19 protein-coding genes are annotated in these 21,980 nt (G+C 44.1%); 16 read left to right on the top strand and 3 right to left on the bottom strand.

What is annotated here, in order from left to right; translation table 11 throughout:
* The first annotated feature begins 6 nt into the window (after positions 1-6).
* From flhF to H9J30_RS01390, 12 genes are all read left to right on the top strand, one after another.
* Positions 7-1,383 (top strand): flagellar biosynthesis GTPase FlhF, encoded by a 1,377-nt coding sequence (gene flhF / locus H9J30_RS01445; protein WP_240129374.1) that lies wholly within the window; start codon positions 7-9, stop codon positions 1,381-1,383.
* A 4-nt stretch (positions 1,384-1,387) separates the two neighbouring features.
* Positions 1,388-2,269, top strand: a complete 882-nt coding sequence (locus H9J30_RS01440) for a MinD/ParA family protein (protein WP_240129373.1) — start codon at positions 1,388-1,390, stop codon at positions 2,267-2,269.
* Complete coding sequence (locus H9J30_RS01435) at positions 2,262-2,975, top strand: RNA polymerase sigma factor FliA (RefSeq protein ID WP_011073095.1); 714 nt, start codon at positions 2,262-2,264, stop codon at positions 2,973-2,975. The genes H9J30_RS01440 and H9J30_RS01435 overlap by 8 nt, the downstream gene beginning before the upstream one ends.
* Positions 2,976-3,022: 47 nt before the next feature.
* On the top strand, positions 3,023-3,406 hold the full coding sequence (gene cheY, locus H9J30_RS01430; protein WP_007649667.1) for a chemotaxis response regulator CheY: 384 nt from the start codon (positions 3,023-3,025) through the stop codon (positions 3,404-3,406).
* Between the two features lie 13 nt (positions 3,407-3,419).
* Positions 3,420-4,157 carry a protein phosphatase CheZ gene (locus H9J30_RS01425; protein ID WP_240129372.1) on the top strand — a complete coding sequence of 246 codons (738 nt, stop codon included), beginning with the start codon at positions 3,420-3,422 and terminating at the stop codon, positions 4,155-4,157.
* A 15-nt stretch (positions 4,158-4,172) separates the two neighbouring features.
* Complete coding sequence (locus H9J30_RS01420; protein WP_240129371.1) at positions 4,173-6,443, top strand: chemotaxis protein CheA; 2,271 nt, start codon at positions 4,173-4,175, stop codon at positions 6,441-6,443.
* A gap of 20 nt (positions 6,444-6,463) precedes the next feature.
* Positions 6,464-7,588, top strand: a complete 1,125-nt coding sequence (locus H9J30_RS01415) for a protein-glutamate methylesterase/protein-glutamine glutaminase (protein ID WP_240129370.1) — start codon at positions 6,464-6,466, stop codon at positions 7,586-7,588.
* A 13-nt stretch (positions 7,589-7,601) separates the two neighbouring features.
* Complete coding sequence (locus H9J30_RS01410; RefSeq protein ID WP_240130041.1) at positions 7,602-8,120, top strand: membrane anchored protein in chemotaxis locus; 519 nt, start codon at positions 7,602-7,604, stop codon at positions 8,118-8,120.
* 62 nt (positions 8,121-8,182) lie between these two features.
* Positions 8,183-8,974 carry a ParA family protein gene (locus tag H9J30_RS01405; RefSeq protein WP_011073090.1) on the top strand — a complete coding sequence of 264 codons (792 nt, stop codon included), beginning with the start codon at positions 8,183-8,185 and terminating at the stop codon, positions 8,972-8,974.
* Entirely contained in the window at positions 8,958-9,938 is a 981-nt protein-coding gene (locus tag H9J30_RS01400) for a chemotaxis protein CheW (RefSeq protein WP_240129369.1), read from the top strand. Before H9J30_RS01405 ends, H9J30_RS01400 begins: the two co-directional genes overlap by 17 nt.
* Positions 9,939-9,945: 7 nt before the next feature.
* Positions 9,946-10,440: a chemotaxis protein CheW gene (locus H9J30_RS01395; RefSeq protein ID WP_011073088.1), complete on the top strand. Its 495-nt coding sequence runs from the start codon at positions 9,946-9,948 to the stop codon at positions 10,438-10,440.
* 144 nt (positions 10,441-10,584) lie between these two features.
* Positions 10,585-10,983 (top strand): DUF2802 domain-containing protein, encoded by a 399-nt coding sequence (locus H9J30_RS01390; protein ID WP_240129368.1) that lies wholly within the window; start codon positions 10,585-10,587, stop codon positions 10,981-10,983.
* 127 nt (positions 10,984-11,110) lie between these two features.
* Here H9J30_RS01390 and H9J30_RS01385 read toward each other — a convergent pair whose 3' ends face one another.
* Positions 11,111-11,419 carry an EscU/YscU/HrcU family type III secretion system export apparatus switch protein gene (locus tag H9J30_RS01385; protein WP_240129367.1) on the bottom strand — a complete coding sequence of 103 codons (309 nt, stop codon included), beginning with the start codon at positions 11,417-11,419 and terminating at the stop codon, positions 11,111-11,113.
* A gap of 13 nt (positions 11,420-11,432) precedes the next feature.
* The gene (locus tag H9J30_RS01380; protein ID WP_240129366.1) at positions 11,433-13,274 is read right to left on the bottom strand and encodes a hypothetical protein; all 1,842 of its coding nucleotides are present in this window, start codon (positions 13,272-13,274) and stop codon (positions 11,433-11,435) included.
* A gap of 219 nt (positions 13,275-13,493) precedes the next feature.
* Between H9J30_RS01380 and H9J30_RS01375 the strand changes: the two genes are divergently transcribed.
* Positions 13,494-14,279, top strand: a complete 786-nt coding sequence (locus H9J30_RS01375) for an MlaA family lipoprotein (protein WP_240129365.1) — start codon at positions 13,494-13,496, stop codon at positions 14,277-14,279.
* A gap of 120 nt (positions 14,280-14,399) precedes the next feature.
* Positions 14,400-15,503: a response regulator gene (locus tag H9J30_RS01370; RefSeq protein WP_240129364.1), complete on the top strand. Its 1,104-nt coding sequence runs from the start codon at positions 14,400-14,402 to the stop codon at positions 15,501-15,503.
* A 345-nt stretch (positions 15,504-15,848) separates the two neighbouring features.
* Here H9J30_RS01370 and H9J30_RS01365 read toward each other — a convergent pair whose 3' ends face one another.
* Positions 15,849-17,351, bottom strand: coding sequence for a peptide MFS transporter (locus H9J30_RS01365; protein ID WP_240129363.1), 1,503 nt, complete (start codon positions 17,349-17,351; stop codon positions 15,849-15,851).
* Between the two features lie 474 nt (positions 17,352-17,825).
* Between H9J30_RS01365 and rfaH the strand changes: the two genes are divergently transcribed.
* Both rfaH and H9J30_RS01355 read left to right on the top strand, forming a co-directional pair.
* Positions 17,826-18,326 (top strand): transcription/translation regulatory transformer protein RfaH, encoded by a 501-nt coding sequence (gene rfaH / locus H9J30_RS01360; RefSeq protein WP_240129362.1) that lies wholly within the window; start codon positions 17,826-17,828, stop codon positions 18,324-18,326.
* 836 nt (positions 18,327-19,162) lie between these two features.
* Positions 19,163-21,928 carry an SLBB domain-containing protein gene (locus tag H9J30_RS01355; protein ID WP_427915889.1) on the top strand — a complete coding sequence of 922 codons (2,766 nt, stop codon included), beginning with the start codon at positions 19,163-19,165 and terminating at the stop codon, positions 21,926-21,928.
* Positions 21,929-21,980: the final 52 nt, after the last annotated feature.

Below are 21,980 nucleotides of genomic sequence, written 5' to 3'. Positions count from 1 at the left end.
GCATAAGTGAAGATTAAACGTTTTTTTGCCAAAGACATGCGTGCTGCACTGGCTCAAGTGAAAGACACTCTCGGCTCAGATGCGGTGATTATGTCGAATAAAAAAGTCAATGGTGGCATTGAGATTGTTGCTGCGGTTGACTACGACGAGCCTAAAGCTAAAGCGTCGGCTGCGGCTCCAACCTTTATGGATGTGAGCGATGACTTAGTTTCTCTTGGCGGTAAGGCTCCTATTCGCGCTGAAACTAAACTTAAACCATCGGCGCCTGCTGACTCATTACAAGCCTTGCTTGAGAAGCAACAAAATCGTTTAAACCAACAACTCACGCATCAACAACAAGATGCTGAACTTCCTGCTTGGGCAAAAGGATTACAGGCACCTGCTGCGGCTAAAGCTGAGCGCCGTGATATGGCTAATTCCTTCGATAAGAAACCGCAAACTTCGCAAAAGCAAAATGCGGATCTTGAAGCGATGCGTGATGAGTTAGCTTCCTTACGTAATCTGCTCACTCATCAGGTTTCTGCTTTGATGACTGAGCATAAAAAACGTATCGATCCCGTCGGTGCCATGCTCGAATCCAAACTACTGGAGGCGGAGTTTTCTCCTGCTGTAGCGAGTAAGTTAGCCGCATTAAGTCAGCACTATACGCCCGCCGAGTTAGTACGAGCCTTACCACAAAGCTTAGCTAATATGCTTGATAATCAAGGCGATGATATTGTTAAACAAGGCGGCGTTGTGGCGTTGGTTGGTCCAACGGGTGTTGGTAAAACCACCTCCTTGGCTAAACTGGCAGCACGGTTTGCCGCCCATCATGGGGCAGACCAAGTGGCTTTGATTACCACTGACCATTATCGTATTGGTGCCTATGAGCAATTAGCAACGTATGGCAAAATTATGGGCTGCCCAGTTAAACAAGCCCATGATCTGGCAGAGTTAGAACAAATTCTTTATCAGTTCAGAAATCGCAAGCTAGTATTGATAGATACCGCTGGTATGGGCCAACGAGATATGCGGCTTTACCAGCAACTTGATAATTTAACTGCAAATAGCAGAATACCTATCCGCAGTTATCTGGTACTGTCAGCCACAGGTCAGCGCCGCGTGCTACAAGATGCTGTAAATCACTTTAAACGCATTCCCTTATCTGGTGTTGTGCTCACCAAACTCGATGAATCCGTGTCGTTAGCGGGTGCATTAAGTGTGTTGATCCAAAGTGGGTTGCCATTAAGTTATGTTACGGACGGGCAGCGAGTGCCCGAAGATATGAAGGTTGCCGATACTCTTCTGCTCGCAGAGCAAGCATTAGCAGCCTTAGAAAACACTGAACAACAATCGTTACCAGACACAGCATGGTCAGATAATATGACCTGTGCATTTGAGTAGAGTTATGACCCTGGATCAAGCAAGTGGTTTACGTATGATGAATCAACCCTATAACGAAAAAGTGAAAGTAATCGCGGTTACGGGTGGAAAAGGTGGCGTGGGTAAAACCAGTGTGTCCATCAACACCGCCGTTGCGTTAGCCGAGAAAGGCAAGCGTGTCTTAGTGCTTGATGCCGACCTTGGCTTAGCAAACGTCGATGTCATGTTAGGGATCCGTGCTGAACGTAACCTTTCACATGTACTCTCTGGCGATGCAGAGCTGGATGATATTATTGTCCGTGGCCCTAAAGGCATTGGTATTGTGCCTGCAACCTCTGGTACTCAAGGCATGGTTGAATTAAGTCCTGCCCAACATGCAGGTTTAATTCGTGCTTTCAGTGAGATGCGTACTCAGTTTGATATTCTTGTCGTCGATACTGCGGCAGGGATTTCAGATATGGTGCTCAGTTTTTCCCGTGCATCACAGGATGTACTCGTCGTCGTATGTGATGAACCAACGTCTATTACTGACGCCTATGCGTTAATCAAAATCCTCAGCCGTGAACACGGCGTCTTCCGCTTTAAAATTGTTGCAAATATGGTGCGTAGTTTGCGAGAAGGTATGGAATTGTTTGCTAAACTCAGTAAAGTGACCGACAGGTTTCTGGATGTGGCACTCGAATTAGTGGCAACTATTCCATTTGACGAAAATCTTCGTAAATCGGTTCGTAAGCAAAAGTTAGTGGTTGAGGCTTACCCTAAGTCTCCTTCGGCCATAGCTTACCATGGTCTAGCGAATAAAATTATGAGTTGGCCAGTTCCACAGCAACCTGGTGGGCATTTGGAGTTTTTCGTTGAGCGTTTAGTTCATCGACCAGATTTTCAAGAGGAAAAAACGAGTGAATAAAGCCGCAGCGTATACTTGTTTAGACAATAAAACGTCAATCGTTGAACAGTATGCACCGTTGGTTAAAAGAATTGCACATCACTTGCTTGCCAGATTACCTGCCTCAGTGCAGTTAGATGACCTGCTACAGGCTGGGATGATGGGATTATTAGAAGCATCATCTAAGTTTGATGGCGGTAAAGGTGCAAAGTTTGAAACCTTCGCCGGCATAAGGATCCGTGGCGCCATGTTGGATGAAATCCGCCGTGGCGATTGGGTTCCTCGTTCTGTTCACCGTAATAATCGCCGAATAGCCCAAGCTATTGATGAGTTAGAGCAAGTGCTAGGTCGTGATGCGCGCGACACAGAAATTGCAGAAAAACTTGATATGACGCTCGATGAGTACCATCATATTCTTAACGATGTTTCTGTTGGTAAAATCATAGGGATAGAAGACTTAGGCGTATCTGAGGATATACTCACTACAAGCGATAATGTTAGCGATGGTACGTTTGAGGTATTGGCAGAAACCCAGTTTCATTCTGCACTTGTTGAGGCGATAAAAATATTGCCCGAAAGAGATGCGCTAGTGCTATCGTTATACTACGATGAAGCATTGAATTTAAAAGAAATTGGCGCCATTCTTGAAGTAAGCGAATCGCGAGTTAGCCAGATATTAAGTCAGGCAATGTTGCGACTCAAAGGCAAACTCAAGCAGTGGACATAAGTATAATTATTAATTGAGCACAGAATGTCAGCTCACCGGAGGAAACCTTGGACAAGAATATGAAGATTCTCATCGTTGATGACTTTTCGACAATGAGACGTATCATCAAGAACTTGTTGCGAGACTTGGGCTTTAACAATACCCAAGAAGCAGACGATGGCTCAACCGCCTTGCCAATGTTGCAAAAAGGCGATTTTGATTTTGTCGTAACAGATTGGAACATGCCAGGCATGCAGGGTATTGATTTGCTTAAGGCCATCAGGGCCGATGACTCTCTAAAGCATCTACCTGTATTAATGGTCACTGCAGAAGCAAAACGTGAACAAATTATCGCTGCCGCGCAAGCGGGGGTTAATGGGTATGTGGTTAAACCTTTTACTGCAGCAACATTGAAAGAGAAGTTAGATAAAATATTCGAACGACTCGCTTAAGCAGGGATGAGCTATGAAGTCACAAACATCAGGGCTCATCACGCTCGAGCATGCTCAGCGTTTAGTAGAACTATTAAGTGCAAATGAACACTCTCAAGCTGATGATTTATTTAGGGAACTAGCTGCGCCTCTCCAGAGGGAACTTTTTGATGAGGTGGGTAAACTGACTCGCCAATTGCACAGTGCATTAATGGATTTCCAAATCGATAATCGTTTGGTTGAGTTAGCGAATACAGAAATACCGGATGCTAAAGAGCGGCTAAGTTATGTAATTGACATGACTGAGCAAGCTGCAAATAAGACCATGGATGCCGTTGAGGAATGCTTGCCGTTAGCGAATGCATTAACCGCGAATATTCAACAAGTGATGCCATCGTGGGAAAAATTAATGCGTCGCGAAATTGCCCTAAGTGACTTTAAGGTGCTTTGCCATAATGTTCAGCATTTGATGTCGCGCAGTGAATTGGACTCAAACCGATTACGCGAATTACTTAACCAAATATTGATGGCGCAAGATTTTCAAGACCTGACTGGACAAATGATCCGCCGGGTAATCGATCTAGTGATGGAAGTTGAAAGTAATCTGGTGTCTATGCTGACGGTGTTTGGTGAGCAGCCAATAATTGAGAGTCAGATTACTCAGAAAAATAATATTGAAGCTGAAGGGCCGATAATGAATGCCGAGCTTCGTCAAGATGTAGTAACAGGTCAAGACGAAGTGGATGATCTGCTATCGAGTCTGGGTTTCTAACTGGGAGTCAATTTGATGGCCTTTGATGTAGATGAAGAGATACTCCAGGACTTTTTAATTGAGGCGGGGGAAATATTAGAGTTGCTTCAAGAGCAGCTTGTTGCCCTTGAAAATAATCCTGATGATACTGACTTGCTAAATGCCATTTTTAGAGGGTTTCACACCGTCAAGGGCGGCGCAGGTTTCCTTAGTCTGACTCCCATGGTTGACGTCTGCCATGAGGCAGAAAACACCTTCGATTTATTACGCACAGGTAAGCGCAGCGTCACAGCAGAGTTAATGGACATCATTCTGCAGGCTGTTGATGCGATTAATACTATGTTTGCTCAAACCCAACAGGGAGAGCAACAAGATCCCGCCGATGCTGCACTACTCGCCAAATTAAAACTGCTGAGTTCAGGTGAGCCACTGCCCTCCGAATTAGGGCAACGTGCGCCAGAACCAGAACCTGTTCCTGAACCCGTTATTGAAACCATCGTCGAAGTGGCCGTAATTGAAGAGATGCCTGTTGAAATCGTCGACTCTGCAAGCTCAAGCATTGACGAAATTAATGAAGCAGAATTTGAAGCTTTGCTTGATGCCCTGCATGGAAGCGGAAAAGGTCCCGGCGTAGCGACTTCAAATGTCGCAGCAGCTTCCGTCTCTAATGCCGTTAAACCTCCTGCTCAAGCTGCCACCTCGGGTGATGATATCACCGATGATGAGTTTGAAGCGCTACTCGATGAGCTTCATGGCTCAGGTAAATTTAGTGGCAAAGTGGAAGAACCTGCGCAAGCCAAGCCTAAGGCTGAAGTAGTTGCTGCGCCAACGTCAGCAACAGTACCGACTGCAACGTCTGTGGATTCGGACGAAATTACTGACGATGAGTTTGAGCGTTTACTCGACGAACTTCATGGCAAAGGAGGGGCGCCAGCCAAAGCTGTAGCGAAAGCTGAACCTGCGAAACCTGCTCCAACTCCTGTCGCAGCGACTGCGACGCCTGTTGCTCCCAAAGCGAGTCTCACTCCTGCCGCACCTCCAACAGTCAAACCTCAGGTTGACGTTGTAGTGGCTGAAAAAGCACCAGTTAAATCAGCTGTAGCCGCATCATCGACAAGCGTGCCTCAAGGTGAAACGACGGTTCGCGTCGATACTGCTAGACTCGACCAAATTATGAACATGGTTGGTGAGTTAGTATTGGTTCGTAATCGTTTGGTGAGTTTGGGTATTAGCCGTGATGACGAAGAGATGTCTAAGGCGCTTGCGAATCTGGATTTAGTGACGGCCGATTTGCAAGGTGCGGTCATGAAAACTCGAATGCAGCCCATCAAGAAAGTGTTTGGCCGTTTCCCCCGCGTTGTTCGTGATTTAGCCCGTACGCTCAATAAAGAAATTGATTTAGTGTTAGTGGGTGAAGAAACTGACCTCGATAAAAACTTGGTTGAAGCGCTGGCCGACCCATTAGTGCACTTGGTCCGTAACTCGGTTGACCATGGTATTGAAATGCCGAATGACCGTGAAGCCTGTGGTAAGCCAAGAACGGGTACAATAACCTTGTCAGCAAGCCAAGAGGGTGACCATATCCTGCTAAAAATCGAAGATGATGGTGCAGGTATGGATCCGGAAAAGCTAAAGCAAATTGCCATTAAACGCGGTGTGCTGGACGAAGATTCTGCTGCGCGTATGACAGACAATGAGGCTTATAATCTGATCTTTGCTCCAGGTTTTTCAACCAAGGTTGAAATTTCAGATATATCGGGTCGTGGTGTGGGGATGGACGTGGTTAAAACACGTATCACTCAACTCAACGGCACAGTACACATTGACTCTATGAAGGGTAAAGGCACCATACTTGAGATTAAAGTGCCGTTAACCTTGGCTATTATGCCAACGCTAATGGTTGACGTTGCTAAACAAGTCTTTGCTTTGCCATTATCTAGTGTTAACGAAATTTTCCACCTCGATCTAACTAAGACCAATATTGTTGACGGGCAGCTTACTGTGATTGTTCGTAACAAGGCCGTACCACTTTTCTATCTAGAGCATTGGTTGCATCGAAATAAAACCAACTTTAAACATGGTGACAAAAAACATGGCCATGTTGTGATCGTGCAGTTAGGTATTATGCAGATTGGTTTTGTTGTGGATGCGCTTATTGGCCAAGAAGAAGTGGTGATTAAGCCGCTAGGGGCCCTGTTGCATGGCACGCCAGGTATGGCGGGGGCAACGATTACATCCGATGGTGGCATTGCGCTGATCTTGGATGTTCCAGGGCTATTAAAGCATTATGCGAAAAATAAAAGTTAGTTTCCAAGTTAAGGAATGGAATGGCCATTAAAGTATTAGTCGTTGATGACTCAAGCTTTTTTAGACGACGTGTTAGTGAAATAGTCAATCAAGATCCTGAATTGGAAGTAATCGCGACGGCCTCTAACGGGGCTGAAGCGGTTAAGATGGCTGCTGATCTCAATCCCCAAGTGATCACTATGGATATTGAAATGCCAGTCATGGACGGTATCACAGCTGTCCGTGAAATCATGGCAAAGTGTCCAACACCCATCCTGATGTTCTCTTCATTAACCCACGATGGCGCTAAGGCTACCTTAGATGCGTTAGATGCGGGCGCGTTAGATTTTTTACCTAAGCGTTTTGAAGATATTGCGACCAATAAAGATGAAGCGATTTTATTATTGCAGCAAAGAGTGAAGGCTCTTGGTCGTCGTCGAATTTTCCGTCCAATAACACGTCCCAGTGTTGCTCCAGCTACTCCAAGACCAACTACTGGCACGGCGGTGGGAAATGCGACCACATCCGTTCAAAGCGCCTCTGTGCCAGTTCGTTCTTCTCCTTTATCGTCTATTCGTGCCAGTGGTAAGCAATATAAGTTACTGCTAATTGGCACATCGACAGGAGGTCCTGTTGCATTACAGAAAGTGTTAACCCAGTTTCCTGCAAATTATCCACATCCTATTTTGCTTATTCAGCATATGCCTGCGGCTTTTACCCCAGCGTTTGCGAGTCGGTTAAATGGTTTGTGTAAGATTGAGGTAAAAGAAGCTGCAAATGGTGATATTTTGCGTCCAGGGTGCGCGTATCTAGCGCCAGGAGGGATGCAGATGATGGTCGAACGTGCAGGTGTTACAGGACGAATTAAAGTGCTCGCGGGTAGTGCCGAAATGAATTATAAGCCTTGTGTGGATATCACTTTTGCTTCTGCTTCAAAAGCCTATGGTGGCGATGTTCTGGCGGTTGTGTTAACCGGAATGGGGGCTGATGGCAGAGAAGGTGCACGAATGCTCAAAGCCGCAGGAGCTACGATTTGGGCGCAGGATGAAGCGAGTTGTGTCGTCTATGGTATGCCTCAAGCCGTCGCAAGTGCGGGAATCGCAACGCAATCTATTTCTTTGGATAACATGGCTGAGTCGATTTTAAAAGAGTCAGCGCGTGGCTAGTAGCAAAGCACAAATAAGCACAAATGTTGTGCTTATTATGGTGTTAATGGGTATTGCGATAGTTTGCCTTGGCGCCTTAAGTTTTGATTATCATCGAAAAAATGTCAAACTGCGTGCTGATGTTAAACGCTTAGAGTCAACTCAAGTTATGCTCATGGTGCCAGATGAACAGGCGCAGGTTATTGCTGACTGGCTCGCTACGCATCCAGAGCAAACCAAGGCGATGCTAAAAATGGTTGCACCTGGCGAGCATAAAGCTGTCACGCTTGGTCCTGAGGCATCGGTGGCGAATGGAGAAAATATTCCGCCATTACTTGAACAAGCGCCTGATACTGGCAAGCAACTTTTGCCCGAGCCGCAACCTGCTGCACCATTAGCGATTCAGCGTTTACAGACTGAATCTACAGTGGCAACTGAGCCGCGACAGGAGTCAACTAAGATCCCTGTGGTAATTACAGAAAATGCCGATGGCGTAAAGGTGATCAGTCTACCAAACGGTGGCATAAGAGTGACTACAAGGGAAGAGGAGTAGTGTGGAATGCCGCCAATTCTCGTCATAAATGGCAAAGTATCAACATTTAAGAGGTCAGTGCTTTGAAAGTCTGGACCATTGCGAATCAAAAAGGTGGCGTTGGAAAAACCACTTCAGTAGCCAGTTTAGCGGGAGTGCTCGCTAAGCGGGGTCAGCGCGTCTTGATGATTGATACAGATCCCCACGCTTCACTTGGTTACTACCTTGGCATTGACTCTGAAGAGGTTCCTGGGTCGCTTTTTGATGTGTTTATTGCGCACCAAAATCTCACCAAAGAGTTGGTTAAATCACATATAGTCCCAACCTTAGTGGATGGCTTAGATTTATTACCAGCGACGATGGCGCTAGCTACTCTTGATAGAGCATTAGGTCATCAAGAAGGTATGGGGCTCGTGTTACGTAATCTACTGGCCCTCGTTGCTGATGAATATGATGTTGCCATTGTTGACTGTCCTCCGGTGTTGGGGGTGCTGATGGTGAATGCCCTTGCTGCTAGCCAACATATTGTGATTCCAGTGCAAACCGAGTTTTTGGCCATAAAAGGACTTGAACGTATGGTGAAAACTATGGAAATCATGGGACGTTCTAAAAAGACTCGTTACAGTTATACCGTAGTGCCAACCATGTATGATAAACGTACCAAAGCCTCACCTGCTGCGCTGCAGTTGTTAAGTGAGCAGTATGGTGAGAGTCTATGGCGTGATGTGATCCCAGTCGATACTAAGTTTAGAGACGCAAGTTTAGCGCATTTACCTGCTTCCCATTATGCAAGTGGTTGTCGTGGTGTGAAAGCCTATGAAAGATTATTAGATTTTCTTTTAGCTGGGGAGTTTGGCCATGTCAAAATCGGTTGATGAAACTGTTTTTGATTTTTTTGAATTATTGCTGCACGAAGACGATAGTGCGTTTAGTGCTTCCCCAATTAACTCTAAATCGAGTGCTACTTCAGTATTTGATGTCAGTATAAAAACGGAAGCTCAGCAGTTAAATGATGCCATTTTGGCTGAACACGAGCGGAGTAAAGTGGATGCTAGGGCCTCTACAGTGCCTGAGGCGCAATTGGCTCGAGCAAAAAGTATTGTTACAGTTTCAACTAAGGAAAATACTGAGCCGTTGGTGAATAAACAGGCGTTAGAAAGACTTCTCGCGCCTGTGCTAAAAACGCAAGAGCCCGTCATTGCAAAGCCCACAGTGCTTAACGAGCAGCCTTTATCGTTGCCAAAGCCAGTAGAAGCAATTGCAGTCACTAATGTTGTAAAGCCAGCAGATGTTGAACCACAGCAAGACGAGATCATATCAACTGCCCCAGAAACGCAAGTCGGTTTTGCACCCCCAAGTGTGACAAAAGATTTGCAAGAAGTGCTCGATGATGAGTTTCAAGTACTATTCTTTAAAGTAGCAGGGTTAACGCTGGCAGTCCCTTTAGTCAGTCTCGGTGGTATCGTCAAAGTAGAACGGATAAACCATATCATTGGCCGTCCTTCTTGGTTCCTTGGTGTTCAAACCCATCGGGAAGAGCAATTAAATTTAGTTGATACTTGTGCGTGGGTGATGCCAGAAAAATACACTGATAAACTGGCGCAATCGGTAAATTATCAATATCTTGTATTATTAGAGGGCAGTAATTGGGGATTAGCTTGTGAGTCCCTTCTTAATGCGGTAAAAATTCACAAATCGCAAGTAAATTGGCGCAGCAAAGCGGGGAAACGTCCTTGGTTAGCTGGTGTGGTAAAAGAACAAATGTGTGGCATTTTGCACGTACAAGCCTTAGTACAAATGCTTGATGCGGGTTTAGGCTGTCAGGACTCCATTGGTTGAGGTAAACATGAAAGATACAAGAAATGTCGCAGCCGTGGCTGCAAGTAAAGATGATGCAGTACTGCAATGGGTTACCTTTAAGTTAGATAACGAAACTTATGGTATCAATGTCATGCAGGTACAAGAAGTACTACGTTACACTGAAATTGCCCCAGTACCTGGTGCCCCACACTATGTTTTAGGGATTATTAATTTGCGCGGTAATGTGGTGACAGTCATCGATACCCGCTCACGTTTCGGACTGCAATCAGCAGAAGTCGATGATTCGACACGTATTGTGATCATTGAAGCTGAAAAACAAGTCATTGGTATTTTGGTTGATAGTGTTGCTGAAGTGGTCTATTTACGCCGCTCTGAAATTGATAATGCGCCTAACGTTGGTACGGAAGAGAGTGCTAAGTTTATTCAAGGCGTCAGTAACCGTGATAACGAGCTGTTGATCCTTGTCGATTTAGACAAACTATTATCCGATGAAGAATGGGCAGAGTTAAATCAGCTCTAAGTTTTCATTATTGGCGACAGATAGTTTATCTGTCGCTTTGCTGTTGATAATGCAAACGGTTCATTTAGTCTTTGTTTACTGTTTTTATTTGTCGCCGATGAGCCGCTATTGATTTCTGCTTATTGTGATGCGTAGGGATGATTAATGGGCGATGAATTTTTAATCGCAGCCTTGGTTTATGTGATTGCGTGTTTAGGTTTAGTTCTTTACCTTCAAAAACAATTAAGTAAGTTGCGCAGTAAAGTTGAAGCGTTAACCGTGTTAGTCAAAGAAGGCGATCGTCAACGCGAGACTTTTAAGCGGGAGATGCAGGAGCTTCGCAGCGGTACAATTGGTATGGGGCGCCGTGTGATTGAGCTGGAAAAACGCTTACATCAACAATCTGAACGTATCGAAGAGTCGACCCAACAGGATCCTCAGGCAAAACTTTATTCGCGAGCCATGAAGATGGTGGCCTTAGGTGCTGGTGTGGATGAATTAATTAAAGAGTGTGAGTTACCGAAAGCTGAAGCTGAGCTACTCATCCGCTTGCACCGTAAATAGGTGAATAATTTAGGACACCACCTCATGTCTCTGGGGGAGTATTTAGAACCTAGAAGGAGCGAAGCGACGCTCTGCTTTCTCTAGAAGTGCAGCGCTCTGTTTTTCCTCGCTCCTAACCACCCTTGCTTTAAGCCTGATCAACAATCTTCTTATGCATATTGTTCCACTGCTCCGGAAATTTACCATCCAACATATACACAAATGCGATTAATTCGGCGATAAGCAGATATAGCTCTCTTGGAATTTCTTCACCTAATTCAAGCAATCGAAGAAAGTTACTCAGATGCGGATCTTGATGAATATATACGCCAGAGGCTTTAGCGAGGGCGATAATTTCGTCAGCGACCAGTCCTTCACCGGATGCGACTACTTTAGGTGCATGCTTTCCGTCATAACTTAAGGCGACTGCTTGCTGGTTTTTGTATTCTTCAGTCATGGTGAACTCTTAATTATGCTTTTGTTTTCACAAGGAAATGGTCGCCAGGGAGCAAGGTTGCTGGCACTGGTGCTAGTTGTGTAGACAGTTCTCCCGGTGTAAATCCCAATTGCGATAATTTTTGCCCAAGTGGAGCAAGAAAGTTATCGACTCGATTGAGCAACGACTTACTGTCACCTTTGAATTGAATATCTAACACTTGTTGGTGAAAACGCGCCGATATCAGCAAGGGGCCCTGTGCAAGATTAAATTTCAATTGTAAATGCCAGCCTTTGTGATTTTGTTGTGCATCGCTATCCGCTTCCCGCTCAAATTTACCTTCTAATTGTTCATGTCGTTGATTGATCCCATAGGGAAGGGCAAAAAACCATACTAAATTACCATTACTTTCACTACTAGCCTGCTGATAAATCTGCAGACTTGACGCGAGTTGCCCCATACTTTCTAAGCCGCCTGCTTTGCTAAATTGACCCAGCTGGTGCTGAGATAATCCGATTTTGGTTTGGAGTTGTTCTAAGTAATCGGCTAATTTTGCACTCATTTTACTATTGTTATTATTTGCCCTAACCCCTAATAACAGTTGAAACAATGACGTAATGGCACCTGCATTTAGCAGTGTCGAAGTCTGGTTCAGCTGCGGCGTCGATAAATTTAAGGTAGCAAACCCAAGAATACAGTCTCTTAATTCACTAGGATCGCTTAACTGGCCTAATGGATGTGGACTCAAATTGGGTAAATGTTTTAAAAGTTCTGCGGCTAAATTCGCGCTAGTACGGGATTGCATTTGTTCTGTTGGCAGAGCACCTGCTTTAGTAAAGGCTTTTTGAAGTACTTGATTTACATAGGGATTAGCCTCGTTTGGCTTGTTATGTTTATCTGCAGTTATTGCGTCCTTCGCTTGTGTGTTGAGCTCAGGAGCCTTTGTTTGGAGATTAATCTCTGGAAACTTATTGCTAAGAGTTGCTGTTTGCACTGCAGCAGTCAGCTTTGGTTCAGTATTGGCTTGTAAACTTGAGGCAAGATGAAGATCTGATTGTGAGCTTTTTACACTAGCAACTTCATTGGCAACAGAAGCCGTGTGAGTATGGGGCATTTTTAGCTCTGAAGTTGCTCCTCCTTGCGTGGTAGCCGTATTTAATTTGGTTGCAGAATTATCCGCTTGGGGGACTAGGCCTTCAAGTTTTCGCAAAAAACTCGCAATTATTTGAACGGGCTCCATTTTAGTGATAACGACATCGGCTGTTTTTTTATCAATAATGGGAAGTTGAGTTTCATTTATTGGGGCGCCAATTTGAATTTCGAGTTTGCTCAGTATTGGGGTCAACACTAAAATAGCTTTCCCTTGTGATAAGGCTATTTTTGCTTGATATTCCCCCGAGTTGAGCCGCGTTCCCGGATCTTGTTGTACGACGGTTCCATTAGAGAATTGGAATTCTTTTGCAGTAACAATGACATTCGGAAGTGGATACCCCTGTGGGCGACCCGAAATGGCAAATAGCTTTGCTTCGGGAATCCCATTTTGTTTTGCAAGCAATACGATGGCTTCAGGGAGCTTAAGGTTAATAGTATTGCCCAAGGTAATGAGTTGAGAGAGGGGGGGGATTGCACTCGATTCACTTGTTTGATTTGGCACTTGATTGACTAAATATTGGCTAGCAATGATTAGCGCCTGTCGTTGCTGAGCATTAACAAGCTTTAAATTATATTCTGTACCGTTTAGAATAATACTGTCGCCTTCAGGAGTAAGCTTTACTTCTACGGGAATAGGGCGCGCGTTAGCACTTAGGTCACTGTTTGGTGGCCCAGAAGTGATTAATTGTGCGTTGGTAATCTGGCTAGGTGTAATTGACTCCATATTAGACCCTTGTTGGAATGTCTTTCGGTACGTTATTTAAAAAATTAACAATTGACCAAACTGTTTTGCCAAGTATGCTTATGCGCTTTGTAAAGGCGGTGGCATTTTTCTGTCATACTCAGTATACGACTTAGAAGACTGATCTTTTATCGTCACTTGTTTATGGTCACTTTAACGAAAACTCGTTAACTAGGCAGTACATTTATTTAAGAGAGCAATATGAAGTTGAAATGGATAGGGGTACTTTTAGGATGTGCATTACTGCCCAAGGTTTATGGCGCAGAGGTTGCTGTACCCGATACCACTCCAAAGGACACTGCTTCAGCTGTAAAAATTACTTACGAAGACCCAAGAGACCCCTTTGAGGGATTTAACCGTGTGATGTGGGATTTTAACTATCTGTATTTAGATAGATACCTATATCGTCCTGTCGCTCATGGTTATAACGATTACATTCCGTTGCCAGCCAAGACGGGGGTTAATAATTTTTTACAAAATTTAGAAGAACCTAGTAGCGTGGTAAACAACCTGTTACAAGGCAAATGGGGATGGGCTGCGAATGCTGGAGGTCGTTTTACGGTTAATTCAACCATAGGTTTGCTTGGTGTCATTGATGTAGCAGACATGATGGGGATGACACGTAAACAAGACGAGTTTAACGAAGTCTTAGGCTATTACGGTGTCCCCAATGGACCTTATTTTATGGCGCCATTTGCAGGTCCTTATATCGCGCGTGAACTCGCGTCAGATTGGGTTGATGGTCTATACTTTCCCTTATCTGAACTCACAATGTGGCAATCCGTACTTAAATGGGGTCTCAAAAGCTTGCATGCTAGAGCCTCGGCGATTGACCAAGAAAGACTTGTTGATAATGCGCTCGATCCCTATGCCTTCGTGAAAGATGCGTACATACAACACATGGACTATAAGGTCTATGATGGCAATGTTCCTCAAAAACAAGAAGATGATGAGTTACTCGATCAATACATGCAAGAACTCGAGTAAGCTCATGCGCTAACTTGGCTGCAGGAGTAATATGCAGCCAAGCCAATGCCGTATTAAATGATTCTTCCCATGTCATGATTGAATATTTGCTGTTGCAGTAAACGTTATGCGGGAATTTTTATGGCGTTAAATGATGTTTCAATTCTGTGGGTTGAAGACGACCCAGTATTTAGGCAAATTGTTGCCACCTTTTTAAGCGGCCGCGGCGCACAAGTAGTGCAGGCTGGTGATGGTGAGCAGGGCCTTATTCATTTCAAGCAGCAACGTTTTGACATTATTCTTGCCGATTTGAGTATGCCAAAGCTGGGTGGCTTAGATATGCTTAAGGAAATGAGCAAGTTAGAGCCGCTAGTGCCTTCAATTGTTATCTCGGGTAACAATGTCATGGCCGATGTTGTTGAAGCTTTGCGTATTGGCGCCTGTGATTATTTAGTCAAACCTGTCGCTGATCTTTTTATTATCGAGCAAGCTATTCAACAAGGGTTGCAACGACATCAGCTTGATGATATTTCGCAGACCGACCTTGATTCCTTATCACATCAGGAATTGAGCGATAACTTAACCATATTAGAACAGAGCGTTGAAGCTGCGAAGCAAGTTCAGCAGCAACTTTTTCCTGCTTCAAATATCAGTTATCCCGCCGCAAAAGTCGATTACAGCTTGTTTAAAAGCAGTGATATCAGTAGCTATTTTATTGATTCAACGATGGTGGGAAGTGATTACTTAATCATGTATATGGCCCACCTGTATCCCGAGGATAACCGCGCAGCATTTGCCTGTGTATTGCTACGCAGTTTCGTGAATCAAAAACTTAAGAGTTACCGTAGTGGCCAGAGTAAAACCATTATCGACCCATTCAATATGCTGAGTTACTTGAATGAACGTTTAGTGAAGTCTGGTCTAGATATCACAGTAGATATTGTTTATATCGCGATTGAGTTAACGCGTTATCGCGCTGCGATTGCCCAAGCAGGAAAGGGACTTAGATGTTACTTACGCAATGATGAAGGCCTTAGCCCATTGGCTCTGTCGGATAGTTTGCAGCTAGGTCTATTGGACTGGGGCAAACCGAGTGTTCAGTTTCGCACTATTTTGCCACAGGAACAGCTTTGCATTGCCACCAATGAGACGGAACATAAGCAGCTGTTATTGGATAATCAATTTAAAGGATTAGCTTATAACTCGCATTTACCTGCGGGTGGTTTTATACAATTGAGTTTATAAGAAGATAAGATGCTAGGACGCCACTACGTGGCGCAAGAATCTAGGGCGGCCTTCGGCCTCTAGGGCGCAGCAAAAGTGCTGCTAGGACGTTCTCAAGCTCGCTCTAGAACCTAGAATCTAAAACCTAGTAGCTAGCACCAATGTTCTTACTTGTCAGAGTGAGAAATATCCCATCTCTAACTTCAACGTGCTTTGGTGTAAAGCAATAAAAAACGCTGCATTTCTGCAGCGTTTTTATCGAATATAGGATTATTCGGAATGGTAGAAGCGTTCTAACTGTGCAAAGCTCTAGCAGCGAAGTACCCTAGAGCAGCAATTTTTGCTGCGTCCTAGCTTCTAGCAGCGCTATCGTTTAATCGCTTCGTGTTCAGCGGTTACCGCAATTTCTTCTTCTAACGCTTCAGCTTCGTTATGATGTTTGCTTTCCGCGCCGTGCATCCAATCGACTAATTTATCCGCCATAAAGTACAGAATAACGCCTGATAGAGCGGCGGTAATCGCAATACCAGAGAAAATTGCCATCGCATTGGCTAACTGTTCTTCTTTTTCTCCGCCGTGACCGATAAAGGAACCCACCACTCCACCAATTTTGTTTGCGGCAGCTACGAATAGGAACCAAGAACCCATCATTAGAGAGGCAATACGTAACGGAGCGAGCTTAGTTACCATAGATAAGCCAATAGGTGATAAGCAAAGCTCACCCATGGTATGGAAGAAATAAGCACCTACTAACCACCACATGCTAGATTTAGCGGAGGCATCGCCGCCCATTTCAACAACGGCACCAATCATAAAGAGGAAGCCGATAGCTAACAGCACAAGACCTAAAGCAAATTTAACTGGTGAGTTAGGTTCATTTTTACCTAAACGGATCCAAATTGAGGCAACAACAGGAGCAAATAACACAATGAAAATAGCGTTAAGTGATTGGAAGTAAGTTGTTGGTACTTCCCATGTGCCAATGTAACGGTCAGTGAATTCATTGGTAAATAAATTCATTAAGCCACCAGCTTGTTCGAAACCAGCCCAGAAGATGATGGTAAACAAACCAAGTACCATGATGACCTTAATACGGTCACGTTCAACTTTAGTAAGAGGTTCTTTACGCACATTACCTAACTGCGCTTGGCGTTCACGCTCAAGCCTAGCTGCTGGCACAGTACCAATATCACCCAGTAATTTTTGTGCAAACAAAAACTGGATAACCAAGGAAACTAGCATACCAATCCCGGCACAGAAGAAACCTGCTTGCCAGTTATTGATAAATACTTCTTCACCATTGATAACTTCAGTATGGCCAAAGCTGGTATAAGCCCAAGCAACAACGAAGCCTGATAATGCCGCACCTAAGTTAATCCCCATATAGAAGATGGTAAACGCACCATCGCGTCTGTGATCTCCCTCCTCATACAGATCACCCACCATAGTAGAGATATTTGGTTTGAATAGACCGTTACCTAAAATCAGTGTTCCTAAGCCGATATAGAAAACCGTCGTTTCAATACCTGGAAACCATGCATGCGGTGCCGCTAGCATAAATTGGCCTGCCGCCATTAATGCGCCACCAAAATAGATAGCTTTACGTTGACCCAGAAAATTATCAGCTAACCAGCCACCGATAAGTGGAGTTAAGTAAACTAAAGCCGTGAAGGTGCCATAAAGTGACAGTGCGTCAGCTTGGGTCCAGCCTAAACCTCCGCCTTGCTTACCCACTTGGTCCACCAGATACAGCACCAAAATGGCGCGCATTGCATAATAACTAAAACGTTCCCAGAGTTCTGTCGTAAAAAGTAGGAACAGCCCCTTGGGATGGCCAAGCATTGTCCCTTGTGGTTTTGCTACGCTCATGAAGTTTCCACCTTAAGCTCGTGATTGCCTGTGGCGCCCCTGAAACAGGATGATGTCACCACAGAAAAATGGTTGTTGCTCTGCTCATTTATCGTTAGTCAATTCATGATTTAGCTTTAGCCTAACGCTAAAGGTAAATTGTTGAATTGCTATGATTTAAGTATGAGTTATTGTTACGTTCTTATAATAAAAGTAATATTTTAAGCGTTAAATTGGATATTTTCGCTAAAAACCCACCTTATATACCCTTTAAAAGTAACTAAAGTCAATTTTGACTTGCTAACTGGTGAGATTATCTGCAACTCGCCGCTAATGCCGATTAATATTGATTTTTCTAATATATTGCGTCTTTGTTTAGATACCGAGCGGCTATGCTTTAGCTGCCAAAAAACTGCTTCCATCTGTCTTCACTACTTTGTTATGATTGCGACCCGTGAATGGACGACACTTAACATAGGGTAGTGAGATTAATAGATGAAGGCATGGTACCTTTTGTACTGTAAACCTCGTAGTGAAGCGAGGGCACAACAGAACTTAGCACTTCAAAATTTAGAGACGTATTTACCCATGGTCTCTGAAGAAAAATCTCAACGCGGTCAGAAACGGATCTGCCGTGTGCCTTTATTCCCAAACTATTTGTTTATCAATTTTGACCCAAGCCAAACCAGTGTTAAGCAGGTCCACTCTACTCGTGGTGTGAGTCGTATCGTTAATTGTCAGGAAAAAATGACTCCCATAGACGATCGCATTATTCACGCTATTCGCATGAAAGAATTAACGCCTTCCCAATCGGTTTTAGACACTCCGTTAGAGCTAAAAACAGGGGAAAAAATTCGTTTCAAAGACGGCCCGTTTGCTGACTTAGAAGCTATTTTTCAAGAGAAATGCCCAAACAAACGTTGCCATGTTTTATTTAATATTATGGGACAGATCAATATCTTAACTGTGCCAGAACAGTCGGTGGAACGAGTGTGAGTTGTGAGCTATTTCACTATGATGATTAAGACTTTAGCTTAAAGTCTTGTAAGACATTTGCTATAGGTTGAGTTGTTTCGTTTCAAACAATAGTGAGTTTGAAATAAAAAGTATAAAAATTTCAGTGCGTTATGTTGTTTTGTGTGTTGAAGTGGTCTCACAAAACTAAATTTGCACCATAAAAAGTTAAACAGAAACTGTGTGTAGGTTTTTTGAACAAACGACGTAGTAGTTTAGCTGTACAATTTTTGCGGCTGATTTAAGTGTTAAAACTGCTTTGTGTAACTAAAATTTTACTTGCTTTTTACGCTGTAGCAATATGAGGTTCACAAGCTAAATCTGTCAGCTGGTCTTAGCTCTTTTGACGATGGTAGGCAAACTAAAGCTGCTTAACTGATCAGTTAGGGCTTTCGGAAATGCAACAGTTAAATCGCATTATCGCAAGCGGCAACTGCTAAGCTTTTGAAAAAATAGATTTTTCGCTATGCGAAGGGCAATATAGAGGCCGCAATCTATGGGCGGTAGCGTGCCTGAAAGGCATCGAATGAATAGTTTCATTCGTTAAGCGAACGCCGCAAATAATTGTCTGGAACAATTATTAACAGCTTTAGCTGGCTCGCAGAGTGAAATACAGGACGTATTTCATCAGGGCCTTTGGCCGCCACGCGGATCGGTAGCGTGCCTGAAAGCAAAGAAGACGTTGCTTAGCAACTGCTAGAGCGCCGCTTTAGGACCTAGAACCTAGGGACCCATAACCTATGCCCTAGAATCTAGAAGGGGGCAGCCCGCTCAGCTTTATCATTGTTTTTCATCTTTAACCCAATCGGAGATATCTGGTGTTACAACAACTTAAAAAATACATCAAAGCGGCCAATCGAGTCGCGATATTCGCAGGCATGAGTGCTGCAATATTGATGGGCGCTCAGGCGCAAGCCGTTACGCCCTCTCCGCAGATGATTGAACAATTCAAACAATTACCCAAAGCTGAACAACAGCGCTTAGCAAGACAATACGGAATTGATCCCAGTATGATTTCCGGTAGTCAAGCACAGCCGCAGATAGCAAATCCACAGGTTGTTTCTGATCGTGACATCCAATCTGAACGCTCAAATGCAACAACCGATAAAAAAGAAAAAGCAGAATTAGATTTCTCTGTGGATTCTTCCAATCTCAAGCTTCGTCGCTTTGGTTATGAAATGTTTGCGGGTGAGCCAAGTACCTTTGCACCAGTGTCTGATGTGCCTGTACCTGGGGAATATCTTGTTGGCCCTGGCGATAACATCAAAGTACAGCTTTATGGGAAAGAGAATAAAGAATACGACCTAGTGATTAATCGCGAAGGAGTGATTCAATTCCCTGAGTTAGGCCCTATCCCAGTAAATGGTTTAACGTTTTCAGAGTTAAGAGAAACGCTGGCACAGCGTATTCAACAACAAATGATTGGTATAGAGTCCAATATCACCATGGGTGAATTGCGCTCAATTCGTATTTTTGTGGCGGGTGATGCTTACAAACCTGGTTCATATACTGTTTCTAGCTTATCGACTATCACCCAAGCGTTATTTGTTGCCGGTGGCGTTAACGAAATCGGCTCACTGCGTAATGTGCAATTGAAACGTAGTGGCAAACTTGTTGGCACCTTAGATTTATATGACCTGCTGCTAAAAGGGGATGCATCAGGTGATCTCCGCTTACGTTCCGGTGATGTCGTTTTTATTCCTTCAATTGGTGGCCTTGTTAGCGTCTCTGGTGAAGTAAGACGTCCTGCTATTTATGAGTTAAAAGACAACGAAACCATGGCCGATGTCATTGCCATGGCTGCAGGGTTAAATCCCGGCGCGTATCCTAAAAGCAGTTCAGTTGAGCGTTACAACAATAAATCATTAAAAACAGTGATTAACGTCGACCTCACTAGCGAGCAGGGGAGAATGACGCAGGCCAAAGCGGGTGATGTTATTCATGTTAAAAACGCTTCTGAGCAATTTGAAAGTGCTGTAACCGTAGTCGGTGCCGTTGTGCGTCCTGGTAAATATCAATGGTTTGCTGGGCAAAAAATCAGTGATATTTTCCCTTCAATTTGGGGCGATTTAGCGATATCTGCCGATTTAGATTATGCCTTAGTGGTTCGAGAAGTGAACCAATATGGTGATATTGAAGTTCGTCAGTTTTCACCGGGCAAAGCGATTAGCAATAAAAACAGTGACCAAGATATTGAGCTAAAAGCCCGTGATAAAGTCATCGTGTTTAATTTCTCTGATGATGTGCAAAACCGTTTCGAGCTGAATAAGTTAGTTAAACAGCGCGTTGAGAAGGTAACTTCCTTAAATACCAATACGCTGATCAGTTCTGATTTATTCAAAGCGGGATTTGTCCAGCTTGATAAAAGTAGATTAACCCAGCGTTCGCAGTTGGCTGGAGTGGTTGTTACTGATAAAACTGAGTCAGAAGATGTGGCTGTGGTTAAAGGTGTCGTCAACAAAATGCTGGCGAACTTATTTGATGACGCAGAGTTACTCAAACTCAGTAATCAAATGGCTCGTCAAGAATTACTCTATCCGGTCATGGTTAAACTTAATAATCAGGGGCGAGCAGGGGCAGGGATTCAAGTTGTCGGGGTCGATGGTCAGGTACGTTTACCTGGTCTTTATCCACTAACCTCTGGTGCGAAAGTCAATGACTTAATTGTTGCGGCAGGTGGCTTAAAAGAAGGTGCCTACACAACCAGAGCAGAATTAACATCAACGGTTGTTGATAATTCCGGCTCTAAAACCGAGCATAAAAATATTGACCTTGCTTTAGCGCTGCAAAATAACTCAAGTGCAAACTTGTTGTTATCCGGCAGAGATATTCTCACCGTGATGACCACTCCAGATTGGCAAGAGGCCAAAGTAGTTGAGGTGAGAGGCGAGGTCAAATTCCCTGGCCGTTACAATATTCGCCGTGGTGAGACCTTAAGTGACTTAATTACCCGTGTGGGTGGCTTTACTGAATATGCAGCATTACCTTCAGCCGTGTTTGTGCGTGAGTCTGTGCGTCAACAAGAACAGATTGAAATCAAAAAGCTGGCTGACCAATTGCGCCGCGATATCGCCACCCGCGGAATTTCGAAGGATGGCACGGTAGTTAATTATGCTGATGCACAATTAATGCTAACTGACCTTGAAAATATTAAAGCGGTTGGCCGTTTAGTTGTCGATTTACCCGCAATTTCACTTGGTATTACTCAGGCTGATTTGCAGTTAGAAGATGCTGACATTTTATATGTTCCTTCAACGAAGCAAACGATTGCGGTAATGGGTGAAGTTCAGCATCCTGCCACCCACAGATTTAAAGAGGGTTTAACGATAGACCAGTACTTAGCAATGTCTGGCGGCGCAAGAGAGCGTGCTGATTCAGGCCGCACCTATGTTATTCAAGCAAATGGTTCGGTATTGATGCCATCACGCTCAAGTTGGTTTAGCAGTGGTGAACAATTACAACCCGGTGATACCGTGATTGTGCCATTAGATACCGAATATAAAGATAACTTAACCCTTTGGTCGCAAGTGACAGGCATTATCTATAACACCGCTGTTGCTATCTCAGCCATCGCAGGCTTGTAAAACGAAGATGATAGGTCGCTGCTTAGCAACTGCTAGAACGCTCGCTCTAGGC

This window comes from Shewanella cutis, from assembly GCF_022410515.1.
GTDB classification, from domain to species: domain Bacteria; phylum Pseudomonadota; class Gammaproteobacteria; order Enterobacterales; family Shewanellaceae; genus Shewanella; species Shewanella cutis.
This window is presented reverse-complemented; position numbering and strand designations above follow the sequence as displayed.